Source organism: Butyrivibrio sp. CB08 (assembly GCF_003625485.1).
Taxonomy (GTDB): Bacteria; Bacillota; Clostridia; order Lachnospirales; family Lachnospiraceae; genus Butyrivibrio.
This window is the reverse complement of the sequence record NZ_RAIR01000001.1, coordinates 572,076-595,204: the sequence shown is the minus strand read 5'-3', so window position 1 is coordinate 595,204 and position 23,129 is coordinate 572,076. Positions and strand designations below refer to the sequence as shown.

The window sequence follows — 23,129 nt, the reverse complement described above, 5'->3', positions numbered from 1 at the left end:
CGCAAACTCCAGTGAATTCCTAACATCTACAACCTCGTCAAGATCGCCATTAGTTATCTTCTCAAGAGATTTATTTATCAGTTTGATGTTATCAACAACAATTTAGTTTACAAGAAAAGCAATGAGCACATAGATCACAGTAAAGAGAAGTATGCTTGAAAGACCGGTTTCATAGGCCATGGCGTCTCTGTACCAGTAGATCTGGTCGTTAGTAAGAGATGTAACAAGGATGTGTTTCTCATCCATCTGCAGAACTCTTATCATGGACTTCTGGCCAAGGTATTCATATCTGACTGTAGTACCCGCAAAGTTCTTAAGCTCCATAGCTTCCTCTGCTCCAACAGTCATTCCCCTGTGGGTTCCATTATTGATATAACCATCTGCCAGAATAATATAGTCATAGGCCACATCGTTATCAGGAGTGATATTCAGATCTCCGTCAAGCAAACTTGCTTTGATATTATCTGTGGTGTACTCAATCTTATTTATCGCATCCTGATACTCAGAACCAGTAAGCAGGTAGAAAGAAAATACAAAGGCGCTTACCAGTACAACGAAGGTAACAGCAAAGAGCCATCTCTGGAAGGTCTCAGAAACCGGAACAAACTCAGGATTCTTTCTAACAAATGGATTCCTGCGTTCTCCGCAAAGCCTCTCTAAAATTGCTGCCGCAATAGCAAGTCCAAGACCAGAGAAAAAGATCATCGGAACAGCGCAGGTCTTAACGACCAAAAACGCCATCTTGAGATCACCTCTGTGGGTAATGAACACAACGTACATATGGAAGACTTCCATTACCGCTCCCATGAAGAAAGCAAATACAGGAGAAGGCTTTTTTCCCTTAAATACTCTCTTGTTCATGCCCCAGGCAACAAAACCCGCAAGGCAGGTTGATACGCTGCAGGCGATCCTTGTATATTCGCCCACACCAAAATATGTTCCAGCGATATATCTTTCAATACCACCGATTAGACCTGCGATAATACCTGAAATAGGTGAGAAAAAAAGGCCAGCAGAAAGAGGGCCAAGATCTCTCACATTGATGATCATGCCCTCATAAGAAATACCATAGTGAGTGGACAAAACAGAACTAAGTCCAAAAATAATACCTATCAGTACTTTCTTGACCTTTGAAATTGTTTTGTTCCTGGTCCACAGCCACACTGATACGATCAAAAGAATGTACAGTGCTGTTACTGCAGACATCTTTAGAACCATAACTAATTCATGCATATAAACATTATAACACAATTAGCTATTCTCATTTACGTAAATGCTCACTCTGCTCTGAATAATATCTGCAACTTCTTTTGCGCTCTTCTGACCACTAAAGAAAGCAGCAACTTCTTCACTAATGATGTTATTTACATTCTGGTTGGCATTATAGGTATTGGAGTTATCAAGACTTCCAATAAACTTCTTGAGGTAATCAACGTCTTCCCTGGTAAGAGGCTTGATCACTATTTCCTGGTCTCCGATCCAGTATGTATCATCTTCGAAGTGCTTGACGCCGTCATCATCAATCCAGAACTGACGCTCCATTGACTTTTCAGCAAGCTTGTCAAAGCTGGACTTTCTGATTGGGAATTCATACTCAAACTCATCCTGGTAATCTTCCATAAGGAACAGTCTTACAAGCTCCCAGCATGCCTCTGAGTTCTTGGTCTTTGAGCTGATACACAGTCTCTGTGAAGGAATGAGCACTGAACAGTTCTTACCAAGGTTACTAGGGAATCCGATAAGTGTTACATTCTCTCCAAAGGTTCCATCCACATATCTTCTATAGGTTCTAAAGCCATTTAAATAGGTCGGGCAGAAAAGAGATTCTCCCTCTATGAAGGTTGTCTCCTTATAATCCATCCATGCATCATCGGAAAGGTGCTCTGGGAAGTTCTTGGCAAATTCAATAAACTTGATGAATTCGTCACTGTCAAAATGACATGTCTTAGTCTCCCAGTCAATGAAACCACTACCTGCTGCAGTAAGCCCCGCGTCCAGAATGTTTTCCCTTGATACAAGTCCGAAGGAATCTGTATATGTAATACCCTTGGCCTTAATCATGTCGATAGCTTCATCCAGAGACAGTATCTCTTTTCCCTGAAGGTAAGAAGTCTTGGTTGAGAATGTGTTGATATAGTAGGAAGGAACAAGCTGGTAAACCTTATCTCCTGTCTTGAAAGCATCAAATACATTTTCTACAAACTCTACATTGGCAAGCTCAGGGTCATTTTTGATAAATGGTGCCAGGTCTAAAAACAGTCCCTTATTGATATAGCTGTCAACTGGCTCCTCTGTCGAGAAGTACATGATGTCAGGAACATTGCCAGATATGATATCCAGGTTAAACTGAGTAAGTCCTGCGTTATTGTCTTCGTTATTGTTTAAGGTTGAATAATCTACAATCTTAACTTTGTAATCCTGGCTCTCCTGATTAAACTTATATACCTTCAGTCTTATCCTGTAATCGATGTAAAGTCCGCCCAAAGTTATGACACTTCTGTCTTTTACCTGTTCGGCGGGAACCTTTGTAAGTCTTACAAGGTGGTAATTGTATTCTTCATCTGGAATATTCGCGATAAATTCGTTGTCACTGATGGCAGCAAGGGATGAAAGTGAATAGCTGACATTAAGATCAGAATCCATATAGTCAAGGAGCTTTACAAGCTCATCCTTGCCATAGTCAAAACCGTAGATTCCATCATTCTTGGAAACATAGATGTCATATCCATTGCCTCCAAAGAACGCAAAATCCTCATAGTTTGTGAACTGTCCGGACTTTTCTCCAAACTGACCTGTTGAAGGGTCAAAGCTCTTGAACTCCATGCCATCATCGCCCCACTTTGATACATAGAGCTTGCCATTAAAGCCTCTGTAGATGCTCATGGAACCCATGTAATACTCATTGTTGCCACCTGTCTGCGAGCTGTCAACGATGGTCTTAAGACTGTTACTATTCTCATCTAGCTTGGCAATTCCCTTATTGGAGCTGATGATAAGACCTTCCTTGTCATCGTATGCCATTCCAAATACTGAGAAGTAGTCATCTTCGTCAGTGATGTCAGCAAGAAGGTCTATTCTAAAGAGCTCATTTCCCTGTGCATCATACTTAACAAGGTACTCCTCTTCGTCAGTATCCTCGTCGAAGTATTCATGAGGAGCCTCAGGATCTGTATCTACAGGTTCTTCCTCAGTAGAAACTTCTGTATCCTGAGTATCTACGCTGCTATCCTCTGTCGCCGCATCATTCTCTGCATCTTCAACTTTTTTGGTGTCTACCTCAGAACTGTTCACAAGGATTGTATCTTCGTCATAAACTTCCGGGCCAAAGGTATGCATCTCACCCTCATCATCACCCCAGTGGTAGATGTTTAGGATCGTGTAAAACTCCCCATCTGGTGTGTAGGTCATATATCCGTGACCTTCATTGTCAGACTCAGGGATCTTGATCTCCTTCATATCGCTTCCATCAGGATTAAATGAAAAGATAGTAATATATCCGTTCTTTGAGTAAGTTGTTGCATATACTCTGTCCCCTGAAATAGCTACATTGCTGCAGTCATAGCTTCCTCCAAGGTCCACATCCTCAGACCTGAATACATAGTCTTTGCTGTTTGAACTGGCCTTATCAACAAGACTTTCTTCACTCTTTTTGCCACAGCCAGATAAAGCTGTCACAGTCATTCCAAGGCACAGCGCAAGGCTAAGTGCCTTCTTTCCCAATATCCTTTTCTTCATAATTCTCTCCTCTCTGCCGCTTACGGATTATCGGCACTATCTATCATCTTCTGATGTTTTTTCTGATTATGCTTAACTTCCAGATCGTACTTTTTCTCTGAAAGGAAGTTTACTATTCCTCTAACTGTCCACTTCTTGTGTCTGTACAGATTAACTACAACCACAACAAGTATTATTACAAGTGCAATAAGTGCAATGGTCCTTACAAGAAGAATGAGGGCCAGAATATCCTCATATCCCCTTGCAACATTCTCCCAATATGGGTAGAATATCGCCTTTCCCCACATGCTTCTGGTAAAGAAGTTCTTAAGCACTGAAAACAGGGCAAAGGCTGAAAACCTGTCCGTGTTATCAATTGCTACAACCACATCTTCATTTGAAACAAGACTCTCTTTGCAAAGCTTGACCGCAAGTCCCTTTACCGGATTTGGGCAGAGAACTTCAACGCAGTTAATTCCTCCTATGCTGGCTGTCACTCCATCTTCAGATACTTCTGTGGGCTCAGTAACTCCGCTAAGAATAGTTCCATATTTTGTAAGGGAGTCATAGGACATATAGACGTAGCTCTTTGATAAGCCAGCTGCTTCATTGAGCTTTCCAGTATCTTTTTTCACAACGCCAACTATGTAATGTGGAACTTCTGAGATCATGACGCTCTGGCCGATAATATCCGTTGAGCCAAATAGCTGCCATGCTGTGTCCTCGTCAATGACGATCTTGTCCTTCATGATGTCATCGCCGTCAAAATACGTTCCAGATATCAGAGTCAGAGGATGAAAGATAAAGAAATCACCACCTGCTCCTATAGCTGCAGCATTCTCCAAGGTCCTGTTCTCAAAAGAAAGTGTAGCCTGGCCCTGGGCACAGTAAGATACCGTGTACAGGTTTCTGATGCCATCATCTTCCTCAGAAGGAGTCTGCGCTTTATTGCCATACATATCCTCAATGCCAATGGTATCTATTATCCTTGGAGCTGAAAGATAACTGTCCTCCTCTTCTGCAAGATCTGTAACTCCTGCGTCAAGGAGCTTGCGCTCAAGGATATAGTTAAAACGCCTTATATCATCCTCGGTAGCCTTCTGATCCTGTGTAAGAAATAAGGAAATCTGTGCCATGGTCATATCCTCAGACCACCGTTGAGCACCAAGCTGATCAGGAAGCCCTGCGATAATGTGTCTTGAAACTGCTCCAAGAACAGCATAAACAGCAAAAAGTACTATGCAGCTTATGGTGACTGCCACTTTCTTTTTATCCGAAACAAAGGCCTTCCCCCAGCTCGCTATATTCTCTTTTATTTTGTCAAAAGAAATAAAAGCCTTCATTTACTGCTCTGCAAGCCTCACCTGATCTCCTGGTTTTATAAGGGTAGTTGCTGTTGTTATAACGAACTCATCGCCGTCAATTGCACCGGTTATTGCGCTGTTATTGTCATCCTGAGCAAGAACATTTACATCAACTCTTGAAGTAATGTATCTGTTTCCAAGAGGACTGGACTTGCTGTTTACAACAAGGATGAATTTGCCGTTACTGTCTGTCTTGATCGCACTGTTTGGTACAACCAGATCATAGTCCACTGACCTTTCTCCTATAGTTAGAGAAATAGACTGGCCAGGTGTAAGGTCCTTACTTTCAAGCTTAAATGTAAGGAGCTTTTTATTTGACGGATCAGTTTTATCATTCTTGATGGAAGTCAGTGTAGCCTTAAAATCTTCACCAAACTGCCAGATATTCTGTGGTCTTGCAGCATCCCCAACCTTAAGCTTCTGGGCCTGTGAGTTGGTAACTGAAAAGCTTGTAGTCATATCTTTTCCATCAACCTGAACAACTGCAATTGTCTCATCCGCAGATGTGGACTCACCTGCAGCTTTTGAAAGACTTGAAATAGTACCTGCAACAGGGCTCTTTACTGAAGCCCCAACAGAATCAGCCTCAAGCTTGGCAATCTTGTCCTTCTGTTCTTTGATCTTATCCCTCTGCTGGCAGAGGCTTATCTCTGTCTTGATGCTTGTAAGAAGCTCTGTTTTAGCCTTTTCTGCGGCCTTGAGATCTGCTGCTGTCTTGGCTTTCTGCTGGTATAAGGTAGCGAGCTTCTGATCGTAGCTATAGCCCTGCTGTGTTCCGTAGTTGCCAAGCTGAGAGCTGTCCTTGTTAAGTTCAGCTATCTGCTTGGTCAGTTCTTCTTCCCTGTCGCTGTCCCCATTTTGCTCGGCAACAATAAGCTCATATTGAAGCTGTGCCAAACTGTATGCAGGTGTTGCTGCATTGTAGGAGTTACCAGCAGCATCGTAGTTGCCCTTCTGGGTCACAAAGTCAATTGCTGCCTGCGCTTCATTATCTGCATTCAGGGCGTTATTGTAATTGACATTGGCTGCAGCAAGCTCAGCCTGATATGTATCAAATGTAGTATTTCTGCCATTTCTCACATTGGTGATCACATCATTTGGAACATCTCCGGAAAAGAGTGCCTGCTCATAGGTCAGTTCCATGGTATCAAGCTTATCTTTTGCTTCTGTAAGCTCTGAGGATTCCTTATCCTCCAGGTAATAGATAACATCACCGATCTCCACATGAGCTCCCTCTTTTACTGCAACGCCAGATATCTTCCTGGTCTCCTTGACAGTAATGTTGTATGGATCCTCAGCTGAAACCGTTCCTGTACCTCTTATCTGAGGGCTTATGCTTCCGTTTGCGATCTGCCTTGTGGCAACCTGCGGAAGGGAATAATTCATAATAGTATTAGAAAAGAATGTCAGGACAAGCATAACGGATAAAAATCCGATTGCTACATTCTTGATCATATCCTTTCTGTTTCTTGGAGATTTCTTTTCCCCATCCCCTGATACTATCTCGTTTTGCTCTTTTACAATAATTTCTTCTGACATAGCTCTCTCCCAAAATTAACCTTTTATTCCACCCTGGTACGAGATACCCTCAACCAGATAATCTTCGCCGTATAGGAATATCAAAAGTGGTGGTACCAGATAGATCACAGCCACCGCAAATGCAAGGCTTATCTCTCCGGTGTTTATCTTAGACAAAAAGACTGACAGTGGATGTTTGTCCGAATCAGGCAAAAGAATCAGCGGCTGTTCAACCATATTCCAGTAATCAAAGAAAACCAGGATTGCAATTGAAGCAAGGCCTCCTTTACAAAGTGGCATGCAGATCCTTGTAAAGATCATCCACTCATTTGCCCCATCTATTGATGCCGCTTCCATAACTTCGGTGGGGATCCTCTTCATAAACTTGGTCAAAAGATAAACCGCAAAGGGTGAAAAAAATCCAGGAAGCAGTATGGACCATGCACTTCCATAAAGTCCAAGTGACCTTGAAACCAGGAAGTTTGGAACCAGTGTGACCTGGTATGGCATCAGCATTATAATTATATATGCAAAAAAGATCGCTCTTTTTAGCTTACCGTCGTATCTGGCAAAACCATAGGCCGCAAGGGTTGCAACCCCGAGCTGTACAACCACGATAGGCGCCACATCGATAACTGAATTCCAGAATTTAAACAGATATTCCGGACTCTTGAATAAAACCGTATAGTACTGGGCGAAGGTGATCATGTCCGGTATAAGTTTTAAGTTCACGGTCTTAGAAACAAATACCTTTCCGCCCTTGTCTGTTGTTGCAAAAATACTTCCGTAATTGGCACTTATCTCCGATGCTGACATGAATGAATTGGTGAAGGTCAGTATGATCGGAAGCAGGAACACTGCAGCAAACATAACAGCCATAGCTGTAACGATTATTGTCTTTACCTTGTCTATTCTCTTTCTTTTTTTTCGAAGGCGCGCAAGCGCCATACCTCTGGCTAACATCTGACTATCCTTCAAGGTCCTTTCCGTAGAAGTTCTCAACCTGATACATTATGTATACCAGACCCGAAACCACCATAAACATGATGATCGCCGCAGCTGAAAGCTTTTGATAGTCCAGTGAAGCAAAGGTGTTATTCATAAAGTGCTGCATCATATACAGGCTGCTGTAGGGGTAATCCCCGGTCATAAGGTAGATCTCTCTGAAAACCTTAAAGGAATTGATAAGGGACATGATGGCAACAAACAAAATGGTCGAAGACATGTACCTTACCTTAACATACCAGAACACCTGAAATTTACTGGCGTTCTCAAGGGCTGCCACTTCCATAAGTTCCTTGGGAATACTCGCAAGAGCCGCCATAAACAGGATCATGTTATATCCTAGGTTCTTCCATAGAAAAAGAACTACGATAACTATCTGGGCCTTATCCGACTTAAGGAAGTCTATCTTGTCCGCTCCAAGAAGCTGCATGGCATTATTGATGATTCCGTTGTAATTAAAAAACACCTGCCATATAAGTACAACTGATGCAGTTGGAACCATAAGGGGACTTAAGAAAAAGGTCCTGAAATAGCTCTTTCCCGGAATCCTGGACTCCATAACTGCCGCCAGGAAAAGAGACAGAATAACCGCCAGCGGAACAGCCAGGAACGAAAACTGCATGGTATTTACGCCAGCCTGTTTGAAGGCTGCATTCTTCCATACATTTATAAAATTATTAAACCCTACGAAGTTTTGCTGAATTGGATTGTCTATAAGAGAATAATAGATAACAACAAAGAAGGGTGCTACGAAAAACACTGTAACACCCAGAAGTGACGGTGCCAGGAAAAGCCATGAAATAAGGCTTTTCCTCTTACCTACCGTCAAGCTCTGTCTCTTTTTATCAGTTTGTATCCGCCACAACAAAATCTGGAACCTGCCCCTTTATAAATGTATAGTATGATCCGGCATATTTTGATCTGTCCTCAGTTGTATAGATCTGAGCACTGTACTGCTCGTTATTGTTGTTGTAATTGTACCATGGATTATAGTAATCAGTGGAGATGATAGAGCCAAGAATCTCTTCTATCTGTTTCTCATCTGTATAGGACATTTCCTTGGAATCCGGGTACTCCTCTATGTCCTGATAATCGATCTTTTCAAGATCATATCCGGGATAATAGTTGGTCACTGTGATCTTCCTGACGTCAGAAACAGTAATTGTGCTGTCTAAATAGATACCATACTTCTTAAGAAGGTCAATGGTATTGGTGTAAGTATCATATACTTCAAATGTTCCATAGATGTAATTCTCATCATTGACCTCATACTCAATCTGCCCAACAGGCATCTTATTCTTCATACTATCAAAGCTGTAATAAGCAAGAATATCCTTGCGATAAGCATCGCTAAACTCAGTATAGTCAAAATTCTGAGTTTCCTGACTGTCTAATGAAGTGTTGTAGCCAAGGCTCCTGTTAACAGCAGTCTTATCTGCTTCTCTGACATAATCATCATGGAATACTTCAAAGCATCCAGTCTTGTATTCATCACTTGATACTATTTTATTGAGCTGTTCATCCACTGCATCGTAAGGAATAGTGATGTATCTGTAAACATCTCTTCCGTTCTTAAGTCTGTACAGAACAGAAACCTGATAGCCTGTGCTGGAATAGCGGCCAGCCTGCTCATTGATTCTTGTGATCTTCTGGGCATCCATTCCAACCCTGGCTATCTCGATAAAGGTATCTACATCCTTGATCTCCATGTAGTCTTTGCTGCTAAAATCGCTGTTTCCGTAATAGCCATGGAAGAAATGAAATGTTCTGTCACTGGAAATGATGGCGCAGCTCTCTACCTTGGATGCTGCAGGCACGTAGCTGTCAAATCCAAGAAGGTCTCCCTTATAGATAACGAACACAAGAACAACAATGGCTATAGCCATAACCGTCTGGGCAACTCCCTTAAACATTCTCCTTATGTTGCCCTCCATAATGACTTCAATGACACATCCTGCAAAAATGGTAGCCAGGATCATAACGACGCACATCATTACATATAATCTGCTGTTCCATACTGAACTGTAAAGTTCAAATACAAATAATCCACTTCCAATTCCGATTATGGCACTGCCAAGAACCTTGATAAACCAGCGGAAAGGCCTTAACGGAATGCTCTTTCCTGCCCATTCAGTACGTCTAAGCCTTGAGAAAATAAGTACCGCGATAAAGGCGATGACTCCTACAACAACAGTATCAATCTCTCTATCCATGATCGTCTCAATGCACTGTCTGACATAACCTGGATTTAAAATGTAATTTTCTCCCACATTCCTTAGTGTATAGATATCCATCATAGATGAAACTCTGTCATATATAGGCGAGAAGATTACTTTAAATGGCTCCTCACTGTCATAGGTGCTAAAAAAGATCCCCTTAAACAGTGCAATTTCTCCAGCAATGATCACAGAGACGAAAGTAAATGCCGCAGTCAGGATGATCGCTATTGGAAGTGAACCACTAAGCATCACAGCGAGAACTGTCATATTATAAAAAGCAAAGAAAAGTATAAATTCTCTGACTGTCTCTATAAGTGCTGACATTAAAACATTGCCGTTTACAGCTCCCATCGCAGCAGCAACTATAAGTGCGATGAGCTCTGTTCCGATGTAGATGGAAAGAAATGTACCAAAAGCGTTAAAGTAATTTCTCTTTATTCTCTGAGCCCTGGTTGTTGGCTGACTTAAGTAAAAATCAATCTGGCTTGTGTTGAACACATAGGAAAATCCCTGAAGTGCGAACATAACTGCTGTTCCAATCACAAGAATCCAGACCATGGATCTGAAGCCAACTACACTGGCCGTTGCAGCAAGCTTTTCCCTGTAAAGAACCTGCTGGGTCTGATGGTATACATTGGCGTAGTTGATGGACCTTGAAACCAGCATTATTACGCCAAGGATAAAGTATGCAGCATAAAATGGCAGTACTACAAAGCTGGTCCAAAGTGTTCTGTTTATATATGTTCTTCTATTCTTAATCTTTTCACCCAAGGACAAATTTGCGGATGTCATACCCAACTACCTCCGTTTCACTAATAAAGATTTCTTCCAGTGATAGAGCAAGTACTTCAAAGAACACCGGATTTCCTCTCTTAAAGGCTGCTTCCACTTCTTCTCTTTCCCCACGAATTGTATAGGTGGACAGCCTTCCTCTCCTCTCATGCAAAAGAACTTCAAGTCCCTCTACTGCAGCTTTCTCTTCCTCTTCATTTTGGAATACGCACTGGACCTTCTGCATCTTAAGCTTCATATCCTCGATATCCTCAGAGAGGATAACGCCGCCCTGATGAAGAAGTCCTATGTGATCACAGATGTCTTCAAGTTCCCTGAGGTTATGAGACGCAATAATAGGGGTAAGCCCTCTGTCTGCCATATCTCCTGCAAAAAGGCTCTTAACTCCCTGTCTCACTACAGGATCCAGACCATCAAAGGTCTCATCACACAGAAGATACTTGGTTCCGGCACATAGTCCAAGGAGGATCGATACCTGTTTTTTCATTCCCTTTGAAAAGGTGCTTATCCTTCTTTTGGTATCAAGTCCAAAGCCGCTACAGAGCTTGTGGAACCTTAGCTTATCAAAATTCTTGTAAATGCCTTCGTAGTAGTTTGCCATTTCATCAGGAGTTGATGCTGGCAGAAAATACTGATCATCTGAGATGTAGAAGATGTCGCTCTTAACTTCAGGATTATCATAAACAGGTCTCTTATCAATAAGCACTATTCCTGAGTCAGGCTTAATAACTCCTGAGATGATCCTTAGGATAGTACTCTTTCCTGCTCCATTTGTACCTACAAGGCCGAACACTTCTCCATCAAGAACGTTAAGAGAAACATTATTAACAGCTTTGACTTCGTCAAAATCCTTCATAAGATCCAAAAGTTCAATCATCGTTTTTCTCCCCACTTTCTATCTTCTTCAGATGCTCTTTAATATCCTCCACAAGTTCATCGATAGACAAACCAATTTCGTGGGCTTCCATAAAGAGCTCCACAATCTGTTTAACAAGCTCATTCTTCTTGTTGTCCTTTAAAAGAGAATCCCCCTTAACAAAGTTCCCTCTTCCTTTGACAGTGTAGATAAAGCCCTGTCTTTCAAGTTCAGAATATGCTTTTTGAACAGTATTGGGATTGGTGGACAGCTCAACAGCAAGGCTCCTTACAGATGGCATCTGATCGCCCTCCCTAAGGATCCCTTTATACATTTGCATCTTGAAGTTTTCTACTATCTGTTCATAGATAGGTCTGCTGTCCTGGAAATTTATAAGATTCATACACTACCCCTCTCAAACTTCCTTAAATAAAAAAGAATACAAAGTGTACTATTAGTGTTAGTACACTTTGTATTCTAGAACAATTGTATGAATCTTGCAATATATTTTTTATACTGCTTCTACATTTCTTGTTGCGATCACGTCAACGCCAGTACCTGCAACGTTCTTTACAAGAACATCTCCGATCTTGACTGGTGCCTTAACCTCTGCTGCATCAATATCTTTCATTACTTCAAAGATCTTGTTCTTAGGAATGTCGTTTGCAGTTTTAACTGAAACTCTTTCCTTGTCGCCAGAGGTGATCTTAACTGTGCTGGTTACTATCCTTGTAGGATTAACTACTTCTTTTCTTGCGTAGATGTCTCCCTTTGCACAGGTATTACCTTTTACTTCTGTAACTTCTCCATTATCTAAAGTAACTGTAAGAAGGCATCCCATGGGACATCCGATACATGTTAATTCTCTTGTTTCCATCAGCTTGTCACTCCTTTTCTATCTTTACAGTTATCTTCTTTAAGTTTGGATACTCATCAAGTTTCTTCTTCTGAAGAATGATCTGCTCCATCTCACCAGGTGCAAGGATTCTCTTCTCGTTGTGCATTACTCTCTCGTCGTCGAAGTATACACTTACGAAGGAATTCTTATATACATCACCAACTCTGAATCTAACTGTGAGAAGGTCATCCATTCTTGACTTGTTGATAGTACTTGGAACTGTGTATCTTGCGCCTTCAGTAGCTACAAGCTCGATAACATCAGAAGCTTCAGCATTCTTGCAGCCATCGTTGATGTACTTAACAGCGTTCTGTCCAGCTCTCTTTGCTTCCTCTGATACATAGTCAACAAGGTCGTGAACGTGGAGAACGTTACCACATGCAAATACGCCAGGGATGTTGGTCTCAAGGGACTCATTAACTACAGGGCCGGAAGTGATAGGGCTCATCTGAACACCAGCTGATCTTGAAAGCTCATTCTCAGGGATAAGTCCGCAGGAAAGAAGAAGTGTATCACATGTATATCTTTCTTCTGTTCCAGGAATTGGCTTTCTGTCTGGGCCTACCTCGGCGATAGTAACGGCTGTCACATGCTCTTTTCCCTCAATATCAACTACAGTGTGTGAAAGCTTAAGAGGAATGCCATAGTCGTCAAGACACTGAACGATGTTTCTCTTAAGTCCGCCAGAGTATGGTAAAAGCTCTGCTACAACCTTAACCTTGGCGCCTTCAAGAGTCATTCTGCGGGCCATGATAAGTCCGATATCACCTGATCCAAGGATAACTACTTCTCTACCAGGCATGTAGCCTTCGATGTTAACCAGTCTCTGAGCTGTACCAGCTGAGAAGATACCAGCAGGACGATATCCAGGAATGTTGAGGGCTCCACGAGGTCTTTCTCTACATCCCATTGCAAGGATTACAGCCTTAGCAGGAATCTGGAACATTCCATCTTCTCTGTTCATTGCTGTAACAGTCTTATCAGCAGCAATGTCCATAACCATTGTATTTAATTTGTACTCGATGCCAAGATCAAGAACCTGCTTAATGAAACGATATGCATACTCAGGTCCTGTGAGCTCTTCCTTAAATGTGTGAAGTCCGAAACCATTGTGGATACACTGGTTAAGGATTCCGCCAAGCTCATGATCTCTTTCGAGAATTAAAATGCTGTCATTACCAGCTTCTTTTGCAGCTACAGCTGCCGCAAGGCCAGCAGGGCCGCCGCCTACAATTACGATATCATATGTCTTCATGACCCGCTTACCTCCCCTTTTGTTCTCTCAAGCACAATGTTGGAATTACCACCGCTCTTTGTGATCTTCTCATAAGGAATTCCAAGTTCGCGGTGAAGGATTTCCATTGTACGTGGTGAGCAGAAGCCAGCCTGACATCTACCCATACCTGCACGTGTTCTTCTCTTTACACCGTCAAGGGATCTGGCACCAAGAGGTCTGTGGATCGCATCAAGGATCTCTCCCTCAGTGATTGATTCGCATCTGCAGATAATGGTTCCGTATGCAGGATTCTGTTTAATGAGTTCGTTTCTCTCTTCTATGCTAAGTCCATCTGTCTTCTTAACACCCTTACGTGTGCTGATCCAGTTAGCCTTAGGCTTAAGGTTCATCATATCCTTCATCATGTTGCCGACCATCTCGCCGATAGCTGGACTACTTGTAAGTCCAGGAGACTCGATACCAGCGCAGTCGATGAAGCAAGGTGCATCGTCAACTTCCTTGATGATGAACTCGTGATGCTCTTCGTGTGCACGAAGTCCTGCAAATGATGTGATAACGTTTCTGATAGGAAGATTTCTTACGTGATCACCAGCTTTTGCAATAAGATCATCGATGCCAGCTGCTGTTGTGTTATTGCCTTCCTTATTTTCAAGATCAACAGCTGTAGGTCCTACGATGAGGTTTCCATGAATAGTAGGTGATACTAAAACGCCCTTACCAAGCTTAGTAGGCTGTGGGAAGATTGTGTGTGTTACATGTCCACCTACAGTCTTATCAAGCAGGCAATAATCACCTCTACGCTCGATGATGTGCATCTTGTCAGCACTTACCATATTGTGAATCTTATCAGCATAGACACCGGCTGCATTAACAACATATCTTGTCACATATTCACCGTTGTTGGTGCGCAGGTGCCAGTTGCCGTCTTCGCCTTTTTTAATGTCCTCAACTTCTGTATTGAAGCGGAAGTCTACGCCATTCATATTGGCATTTTCTGCCATTGCAATATTGAGTTCGAACGGACAGATGATTCCACCTGTTGGAGCCCAGAGTGCTCCCTCTACATTCTCAGAAAGGTTTGGCTCCATCTCAAGAGCTTCCTCTCTTGAAAGGATCTTAAGATCCTTAACTCCGTTAGCAACGCCTCTGTTGTAAAGATCCTTAAGTCCATCAAGAGCTTCCTTGTGGATGCAGACAACCAAAGATCCATTTCTCTTAAATGGGATATCAAGGTCTCTTGCAAGATCTGTCATCATCTCATTGCCTCTGACATTGAGCTTAGCCATAAGTGAGCCTTCAGCTGCGTCAAATCCAGCATGAACGATGGCTGAATTAGCTTTGGATGTTCCTTCACAAACATCTTCGCATTTTTCCAGTACGCATACGTTAGCTTCATATCTGGAAAGCTCTCGTGCCACTGCAGAGCCGGTAACACCTGCTCCGATTACGATTACATCGTATAACATAATAATCTCCTTCTATAAAGTACTCTTAAAAAAAGGCGAGAGAAAGCAACCTGTGTTCCCCACAGTTTCAGCCTCCTCTCGCCTCCATTCATAATTTAATTAGTCTGGTAATAATATATTAACCAAACATCTGTGCAGCTGCAAGTGCGTTGTAAAGAAGAGATGCAACGATACCGCCGCAGATAGGTGCTACTGCAGGGATCCAGCCATAGCTCCAGTTACCATTCTTCTTGCCGAAGTTAGGTGCAAGGCAAAGGTAAGCAAGACGAGGAGCTGTATCTCTTGCTGCGTTCATAGCGTATCCTGTAAGTCCACCGAAGGAAGCGCCGCAAGCAACGATTACGCCGTATACAAGTACCCATACAGTACGATCTGAGCCAGCAGGGATCAGAGCAAGTGTGAATACAAGAACGAATGTAGCACAGAACTCTGAAAGGAAATTCAGAACCTGGTTAGGAATTGAAGGAGCTGTGCAGAAGCATCCGCGAACAACATCATCATTAGCTGTAGCCTTGATGTGATCTCCATAGAGAACCATAAGGATAGCTGCGCCGAGGAAACCACCGAGCATCTGAGCGATGATCTGTCCAGCAACTGTGCTCCAGTCGCCTGTTCTGATAGCGAGACCGATTGTAACTGCAGGGTTAAATGCTGAAGGGCATCCTGTGAAATTGCTCATTGCAAATGCAGGAACCATAACTGCCATACCCCATCCAATAAGGATGTGAACAGCTCCGCCGCCCTTGAAGCCTGACTTCTCAAGGCTTACGTTACAGCAAACGCCATCGCCAAGGAGAACAAGTAACATTGTTCCAATAAACTCACCTAAATAAACACTCATTGATATTTACCCCCTTTTGAGTATATTTAAATTTTTTTCCTCACTTAGTTAATAGATGTATCAGTCCTTTGCCCATCCAAGAGTTGTGTTAACTGCCTTCTTCCATCCCTTGATCTTGTCTTCACGAGTCTTGTCGTCCATCTCAGGGTGGAACTCTTTGTCGATAGCCCAGTTCTTGATAACGTCATCCTTGCTTGACCAGAAGCCAACTGCAAGACCTGCAAGGTAAGAAGCACCCATAGCTGTTGTCTCAACGCATACAGGACGATGTACTGGAGCGTTGATGATATCTGACTGGAACTGCATAAGGAAGTTGTTCTTACATGCACCGCCGTCAACCTTAAGAGCTGCAAGCTTGATGCCTGATCCCTGCTCCATAGCGCCAAGAACGTCGTTGGTCTGAAGTGCAAGAGACTCAAGTGTAGCACGGATGATGTGTTTCTTATTAACACCACGTGTAAGTCCTACGATAGCTCCACGTGCATAAGGATCCCAATAAGGAGCTCCAAGTCCTGTAAATGCAGGAACTACATAACATCCATTTGTATCATCAACCTGAGTTGCGAAGTACTCAGAATCAGGTGATGTATCAACCATCTTAACCTCGTCACGGAGCCACTGGATAGCTGCGCCTGCTACGAAGATTGAACCCTCGAGAGCGTACTCAACTTTTCCGTCAAGACCCCAAGCGATAGTTGTAAGAAGTCCGTTGTTAGGGAACTGAGGCTTTGTGCCGATGTTCATAAGCATGAAGCATCCTGTTCCATATGTGTTCTTAGCCATACCTGACTCGAAACATGTCTGTCCGAAGAGAGCTGCCTGCTGGTCACCAGCAACGCCTGCGATCTTGATAGGTCCGCCAAAGAACTCAGGATCTGACTCGCCATACTCTGTTGAGCTTGAAGGAAGAGCCTTAGGAAGCATGCTCTTTGGAACCTCGAGCTGTTTGCAGAGCTCATCATCCCAATCAACTGTGTTGATGTTGAACATCATTGTTCTTGATGCGTTTGAGTAATCAGTAGCGTGTACTTTACCCTTTGTAAGCTTGAAGATAAGCCATGAATCAACTGTACCGAAGCAAAGCTCTCCAGCTTCTGCCTTTTCGCGAACACCCTCAACGTTGTTAAGGATCCAGCGAAGCTTTGTTCCTGAGAAGTATGGATCGAAAACAAGACCAGTCTTGTTGTAAGCTGTGTTGTCGATTCCAGGATACTTATCAATGAGTTCCTGCTTCATGTCAGCTGTTCTACGGCACTGCCATACGATTGCGTGATATACAGGCTTACCAGTAGCTCTTTCCCAAACGATTGTTGTCTCACGCTGGTTAGTGATACCGATAGCTGCGATATCTGTGTAAGTTGCCCCAACCTTCTGCATTGCTTCACGAGCAACTGAAAGCTGTGTCTGCCAGATTTCATTAGCATCATGCTCAACCCAACCTGGCTGAGGATAATACTGGGTGAACTCTTTCTGTGCTACAGAACACATCTCACCTTTCTCGTTGAAGAGGATACATCTGTTACTAGTTGTACCTGCATCCAATGCCATAACGTACTTTGCCATTACTAAACCCTCCTTTTTCTTATGAAAGAAATATATTAAAGCCCCGTCGCTTTAACTTCTCTTTACAGCTCCCACACCATTTCATTGGTACTGGAAATAGCAATCGCTCCTGCATCAAGAGCATTCATAACGTCTTCCTTGTCCGCAATTAACCCCCCGGCTATGATAGGAACTCGGCTGACTTTGTTTATCCTGCGGATCATCTTTGGAAGGACGATCCCTGGCAGGAACTCTATGATGTCTGGCTTGATGCCAGAGCTCTTTGCCTGTTTTTCAATATTTTGAAGTGCAAGGCTATCAAGAATGAAGTACCTTAGCACTGTATTGAGTTCTAACTCTTTTGCGTGAGCAATGAGATTGCTCTTGGTAGTAATGATGCCGTCCGCCTCTGTGTTGTTCTTGATAAAGTCAAGGCACACATCCTTGGAATTGTTAAGACCAGTTATGAGATCCACATGAACCATGGCAACCTTGCCAGCCTTCTTGATCCTGCTGACTATTTTAGGTATCGTGCATATGTCACCATAGAGCACAAAGATGATCTCTACATCTTCAGTAAGAGCTTTTGAAAGACCATCATCATCTTTCACTGCTGCAATGATTGGGTTGATCTCAATTTTGTTAATAAAATCACGATTTTTCATATCTATTTAGCAAACAAAAAAGAGAGCAAACAAAGTAAAATGAGGTTCCCCCTCATTTAACCCTTACTCTCTTCTCAAGGCTCTCTTAAATTTTTAATCGAACAAAGATGACTGATCATATTGTTCACCGTTCAAACTTCCTAGAATCCAAATTAACATTCACGACTTTCGGTCAGTTCCTAACGACAAACTAATCATAGCGCCACTTTGTGCAAAATGCAATAGGGCCGTTTATACTTTTTTCATTTTTTGTACTTATTAACAAAAATCTTGTACAACTTTAGTTCGAAAATTACACAATTTGTATAAAATGTGCACAAACCGCTTTAAAGCATTAAAGTAATATTGAACATATTGCTCACATTACATTTATCTGGCAGGAACGCATAGTTTCAAGAGCTGCTTCATGCTTTTCTGGAGTAACTCCAGCGCAGCACTTTGAATCCACAGAGATCTTAACCTCTGGCATGCAAGCCTTTAGGATAAGCGCATTAGATACTACGCAAATATCAGTACAAAGGCCGATAAGCTCAATCTCTATCTCCTCCTTGCCAGCAATCTGCATGATCTCATCCGCAAGTATTGTCGAACCAAAGGTAGGTTTGTTGATAATGGTTGCGCCCTCAAGGACCTTCGCAACCTCTTTGTCTATCTCCCATCCTTCTGTCCCCTCAATGCAGTGAGAAACTGGGAGATTTTTGCCTTCCTGAGTCTCCATGTAGTTTTCCTGATGTGTGTCTCTTGTGGCAAAAATATCTGACGGATCATAGCTCTTAATCTTCTCAACAACGTTTGGGACAATGGCTACTGCCTCTTTTGTTCCAAGTGCTCCGTCCACAAAATCCTTTTGCATGTCAATTACAACCAGCAGTTTTCTCATAATTTGTATAAGCCTCCATCAATAATTATCTCTTTTTCTATCAGATGCGCACCTTGCAATCATCCACACGATGTGGATCAGGAAGATGCAGATAAGCAGGAACAAATGAGTATAGAAAATTCCCATGATAAAGTAATTTCTCTCAAGGAAGTACCCTGCAGAAAAGCCAAACCAGCAAAGAAGCCCTGTTAGTATCAGGTTCAGCGCCATGTATGGAAGGTTGAAGAACATGTTCTTAAGCGCCCCCAGGAAATCCTTAAAGGACGCATCAAAATACACAAATCTACCCACCATAAGGCCAAAGTAGTACATCATTACAGGGCTGTACTGACTCTCATCGCCAATATAATTCAGGTACATCAAAAGGATGATGACATAAAACATAGCCAGCATCCTCATGGTAGCTTTCTCCTGCTTGGAGAGCTTCTTAAGAGGAATGATAAGAGAATCTAAAATGGTATTGATAACGCAGCTCATACAGATAAGGAACAGCAGAACAAAGTCCTTACTGTCAGTCCAGAGCCTTACAAGATTCTCTTCAAAAGGTGTCAGCGAACCCGCTACTCCCGTCTGTACCAGAGTATATACATGATTGATGATTACGTATGCGCAGGAAAAAGACATAACAGAAGTACCTGCAATTATCATCTCAAACAGGCGCTGGGACTTATCTTCAAACGCTCCCATAAGCGCCCATTTTCTGTCTCTTAATGGAATATCCTTATCAAGGACCATCATGGAAACGAGATAGATAAAACCAAGGCCTATGCCTATTAAAGCAAGTGTAACCAAAAGAAATATCAGCTTTTTAAATATCGTAAAATCCGGATTCAAATACGCTTCTACGCTCATGATCCATCACCTCTTTTGTTAGCGTCTAAGAAATTTCCTGCCCGGGCTAAGTCTTTCCCTTATTTTCTTTTCATCAAGCCCCTGCCCGATCACCACGCATTGACATTTATCATCTGGTGAGTCAGACATGATGTACATCCTGTCTGCCAGATCAAATCTCACAAATTCAGTATCCACCCACAAGGTTCCCTTTGCTCTTGCAACCTTACCAAATTCTCCATGAAGACAGTCCTCCAGGAACACTATGAGTTCCCCTGCATTGTGAAGTCCACCTTCTGTAATGCTGACTTCTGAAAAAGAAATATCACCGCCTAAAGCTCCATCCCCTTTGGCCAGCTCATCTGCTCCGATATCGAGAAGGCTGTTCCACCAGGTGGTGTCCATAGTGGTATAGTGCCTTGAGATAATATTCGCATTAGGATTGAGTTTCTTTACCTTATCCGAAACACTCTCAAGAATGTTCGGATCTGTGTTTTCGCACTTTGAAAAAATAACTGTTTGAGCGCTCTTTATCTGGTCTTCATAAAGAGCCTGCCACTGCCTCATATTTTCTTCATAGCCCTCTGGTGAGATTACTACGCAGGGCTTAAGAAGTGATACATTCTCTCCAAGCAGAGGCTTTAAGTTATTGATGATGTTGCTTAGCTTACCAACTCCTGTTGGCTCGATAATAAGATATTCAGGTGAAAGAGATGAATAAATGGCAAATACCGAGTTGACGAAGCTGTCCTTCATGGTACAGCAAACACACCCTTCCATAAACTCTAAAACCTTGACCTCGTCCTTCTTCTGCGCTGCATTTTGAATATCCAGAGAGTCAAGGTTATTGTCACCGTACTCGTTTTCCATAATGACAGCCTTGGTTCCTGTCTGCCTTATGAGCTCTTTTATAAATGTGGTTTTACCTGCTCCGAGGAATCCGGAAATCAGTAAAATCTTCATGGCATTACTCCCAACTATAACTATTATAAAAGGACGGTCAAAGACCGTCCTTCTAATTCTATAAAAGATTGCCTATTCTATCAAGGCTGGTTGTCAAGAATAACAACTGGCTTGATAAGATCAGCTGGCTTGTCCTTCATAAGCTGAAGTGCCTCTGGAATATGCTCCCATCCATGGAATACATGAGTTGAAAGCTTGCTTACATCGAGCTTGCCTGAAGAAACAAGTGCTCCAAGCTTCTCCATACGAAGTCTTCCACCTGGCATAAGTCCGCCGAGGAGCTGCTTGTGACCCATACCTACGCCCCACTCTACACGAGGGATGTTGATGTAGTCACCGCTTCCAAGGTAGTTAACGTTACCGATCTTACCGCCGGCCTTAAGTGCCTTGAATGCTGACTCGAAAGTCTCAACTCCGCCACCAGCAACGATTACTTTGTCAACGCCCTTGCCATCTGTCAAAGCAAGAACCTGATCTTCAATTGTTCCGTTCTTGTAGCTTACGAACTCGTCAGCTCCATAGAACTTAGCAGCCTCTACACATACAGGACGTGTACCAACTGCGATGATGCGTGATGCACCACGAAGTCTTGCACCAGCTACTGACATAAGACCTACAGGTCCGATACCAATAACAAGTACTGTATCACCAAACTGAACGTCTGCAAGCTCTACACCATGGAATCCTGTAGGAACCATGTCTGAAAGCATACAAGCATCTTCAAGTGACATTCCCTCTGGCATGTGAGCAAGGTTACCATCTGCATCATTAACATGGAAAAATTCTGAATCAAGACCATCCTTGAAGTTTGAGAACTTCCATCCAGCAAGCATTCCGCCTGAGTGCATTGAATAACCAGCCTGAGCCTCAAGTGAATTCCAGTCAGGAGTGATAGCAGGAACTAAAACCTTATCGCCAGGCTTGAAATCCTTAACTTCACTACCAACTTCTACAACCTCAGCACAACCTTCGTGTCCGAGGATCATGTTGTGACGATCGCCTACAGCACCTTCCCATACTGTGTGCACATCAGATGTGCAGATAGCGATAGCCAGTGGACGACAGATCGCGTCGTTTGGTCCGCAAGCAGGACGTTCCTTCTCGATCCAGCCTACTTCCCCGATTTTGAGCATTGCAAAACCTTTCATATACCTTCTCCTTTATAAAATATTTTTTACCCTCAATACATCCGCTGTTTTTGCAACAACGTACGTTAAGATAATAACATGTCAAGCCCAGTACTGTCGATAATATTTTAACAGTCAAATTGTACTAAAATAGGGCTATGCAACTATGCACATAGCCCTAATTAATATTAGCTTATCAACCAATTCCTAAGGTTCCCCATGTATCTGATGGAACAATACCAATATAGGTCTTACCTCTGTTTAACTTAATCTCTGCCCCGCTGGCGTCATAATAGTGTGTAAAACCAGTCTCGCTTCCCTTCTTCCATGTGATAGGAACAAACTTACCATTAGTAACATAATAGCCGCTTCCTGATCCTACAACATGGTATGTAAGGTATCCATTCTTATCAAGCTGAGTAAATGGAACATTCTGAAGAATTACGTTCTTAAATGACAATACCTGTCCATCCTCTGCATCCTGGTGAACTGATCCATACTCAGAGTAGTCATAGGTTCTTGTCTCGCCATTAAAGATCAGCATACTGTTGTTGTGTGGGAAAACCGGTGCAAGATTTACGATGTTTGCAACAGCTCCTGCTCCAAGATCAACCTCTCCATCAGCAAATACAAAGTGTGTTCCTCTCTCAAGCCCCTGTGTATATGTTGTTGGAAGGCCAGCCTTGGCAAATCTGTTTACAAGCTCAGAACCAAAGCAGTACTCTGTAAACTCAGTTGGCTTACCATTTTTAATTCTGCTAAATCCGCCGCTTAAGTGCGCTGCGTATGGCTGAGCCAGATAAGAGTTGATGTAAAATGGACCGCCGTCATGGATAAGAACAGCGTTGTACTCATCAGCCACCATGATATTTGTTGTACGTACACTTCTGATGCTTCCAGTCTGGTTCAGGTTCTGCCAGTCTTTGTAGAGGCACATAAGTCTTGTAACACGGCCATTTGCTGTGCTGTTCATCATCTCATAAACAACATCTGCCTCTCCTGTTCCATAGTGCTTAAGAGCCTTCTTCTCATTGTCGACCATGATAGCAACTGGTCTCTGGGCTGCAATTGAATCATCTACAGGAAGTCCTGTAAGCTCGTTGGTTGCAGCAAACACTGTTGAAGAAAACATCATTGTGCATATAGCACTTGATAAAACTGCCATAAGTAACTTGCGTCGCATAATATTCTCCTTGAAACATACGAATTTT

Annotated in this window: 20 protein-coding genes; all 20 read right to left on the bottom strand. The window is 42.7% G+C overall.

The features are described 5' to 3' along the window. Positions 1-102 precede the first annotated feature (102 nt). Positions 103-1,218: a LytS/YhcK type 5TM receptor domain-containing protein gene (locus D6855_RS02635; protein WP_158589450.1), complete on the bottom strand. Its 1,116-nt coding sequence runs from the start codon at positions 1,216-1,218 to the stop codon at positions 103-105. Between the two features lie 33 nt (positions 1,219-1,251). Further along, positions 1,252-3,735, bottom strand: coding sequence for an ABC transporter substrate-binding protein (locus D6855_RS02630; RefSeq protein ID WP_120737730.1), 2,484 nt, complete (start codon positions 3,733-3,735; stop codon positions 1,252-1,254). A 20-nt stretch (positions 3,736-3,755) separates the two neighbouring features. Continuing rightward, the gene (locus tag D6855_RS02625; protein ID WP_120737728.1) at positions 3,756-5,057 is read right to left on the bottom strand and encodes an ABC transporter permease; all 1,302 of its coding nucleotides are present in this window, start codon (positions 5,055-5,057) and stop codon (positions 3,756-3,758) included. Further along, entirely contained in the window at positions 5,058-6,617 is a 1,560-nt protein-coding gene (locus D6855_RS02620; protein WP_120737726.1) for an efflux RND transporter periplasmic adaptor subunit, read from the bottom strand. It abuts the gene before it with no gap. Positions 6,618-6,632: 15 nt separating this feature from the next. Beyond that, on the bottom strand, positions 6,633-7,559 hold the full coding sequence (locus tag D6855_RS02615; protein ID WP_243111768.1) for a carbohydrate ABC transporter permease: 927 nt from the start codon (positions 7,557-7,559) through the stop codon (positions 6,633-6,635). Positions 7,560-7,563: 4 nt separating this feature from the next. Beyond that, positions 7,564-8,430, bottom strand: coding sequence for a carbohydrate ABC transporter permease (locus tag D6855_RS02610; RefSeq protein WP_243111766.1), 867 nt, complete (start codon positions 8,428-8,430; stop codon positions 7,564-7,566). A gap of 16 nt (positions 8,431-8,446) precedes the next feature. Further along, positions 8,447-10,612, bottom strand: coding sequence for a DUF6449 domain-containing protein (locus tag D6855_RS02605; RefSeq protein WP_120737722.1), 2,166 nt, complete (start codon positions 10,610-10,612; stop codon positions 8,447-8,449). Continuing rightward, positions 10,584-11,489 (bottom strand): ABC transporter ATP-binding protein, encoded by a 906-nt coding sequence (locus D6855_RS02600; protein ID WP_120737720.1) that lies wholly within the window; start codon positions 11,487-11,489, stop codon positions 10,584-10,586. The genes D6855_RS02605 and D6855_RS02600 overlap by 29 nt, the downstream gene beginning before the upstream one ends. Next, entirely contained in the window at positions 11,482-11,871 is a 390-nt protein-coding gene (locus tag D6855_RS02595) for a GntR family transcriptional regulator (RefSeq protein ID WP_120737718.1), read from the bottom strand. The genes D6855_RS02600 and D6855_RS02595 overlap by 8 nt, the downstream gene beginning before the upstream one ends. 108 nt (positions 11,872-11,979) lie before the next feature. After that, positions 11,980-12,345 (bottom strand): DUF1667 domain-containing protein, encoded by a 366-nt coding sequence (locus D6855_RS02590; RefSeq protein WP_120737716.1) that lies wholly within the window; start codon positions 12,343-12,345, stop codon positions 11,980-11,982. Between the two features lie 7 nt (positions 12,346-12,352). Further along, positions 12,353-13,621 carry an NAD(P)/FAD-dependent oxidoreductase gene (locus tag D6855_RS02585; protein WP_120737714.1) on the bottom strand — a complete coding sequence of 423 codons (1,269 nt, stop codon included), beginning with the start codon at positions 13,619-13,621 and terminating at the stop codon, positions 12,353-12,355. Continuing rightward, the gene (locus D6855_RS02580; protein ID WP_120737712.1) at positions 13,618-15,069 is read right to left on the bottom strand and encodes an NAD(P)/FAD-dependent oxidoreductase; all 1,452 of its coding nucleotides are present in this window, start codon (positions 15,067-15,069) and stop codon (positions 13,618-13,620) included. Before D6855_RS02580 ends, D6855_RS02585 begins: the two co-directional genes overlap by 4 nt. Positions 15,070-15,187: 118 nt before the next feature. Further along, a complete protein-coding gene (locus D6855_RS02575; protein ID WP_120737710.1) occupies positions 15,188-15,910 on the bottom strand; it encodes an MIP/aquaporin family protein in 723 nt (240 codons plus the stop codon). Positions 15,911-15,970: 60 nt separating this feature from the next. Then, a complete protein-coding gene (gene glpK / locus D6855_RS02570; RefSeq protein ID WP_120737708.1) occupies positions 15,971-17,473 on the bottom strand; it encodes a glycerol kinase GlpK in 1,503 nt (500 codons plus the stop codon). A 62-nt stretch (positions 17,474-17,535) separates the two neighbouring features. Then, positions 17,536-18,117 carry a glycerol-3-phosphate responsive antiterminator gene (locus D6855_RS02565; protein ID WP_120737706.1) on the bottom strand — a complete coding sequence of 194 codons (582 nt, stop codon included), beginning with the start codon at positions 18,115-18,117 and terminating at the stop codon, positions 17,536-17,538. A gap of 358 nt (positions 18,118-18,475) precedes the next feature. Then, positions 18,476-18,997: a cysteine hydrolase family protein gene (locus D6855_RS02560; protein WP_120737704.1), complete on the bottom strand. Its 522-nt coding sequence runs from the start codon at positions 18,995-18,997 to the stop codon at positions 18,476-18,478. 18 nt (positions 18,998-19,015) lie between these two features. Then, entirely contained in the window at positions 19,016-19,849 is an 834-nt protein-coding gene (locus D6855_RS02555) for a hypothetical protein (protein ID WP_120737702.1), read from the bottom strand. An 18-nt stretch (positions 19,850-19,867) separates the two neighbouring features. After that, positions 19,868-20,791 carry a CobW family GTP-binding protein gene (locus D6855_RS02550; protein ID WP_120737700.1) on the bottom strand — a complete coding sequence of 308 codons (924 nt, stop codon included), beginning with the start codon at positions 20,789-20,791 and terminating at the stop codon, positions 19,868-19,870. Positions 20,792-20,871: 80 nt separating this feature from the next. Next, entirely contained in the window at positions 20,872-21,939 is a 1,068-nt protein-coding gene (locus tag D6855_RS02545; protein WP_120737698.1) for an NAD(P)-dependent alcohol dehydrogenase, read from the bottom strand. Positions 21,940-22,114: 175 nt separating this feature from the next. Next, entirely contained in the window at positions 22,115-23,101 is a 987-nt protein-coding gene (locus D6855_RS02540; protein WP_120737696.1) for a DUF3048 domain-containing protein, read from the bottom strand. Positions 23,102-23,129 lie beyond the last annotated feature (28 nt).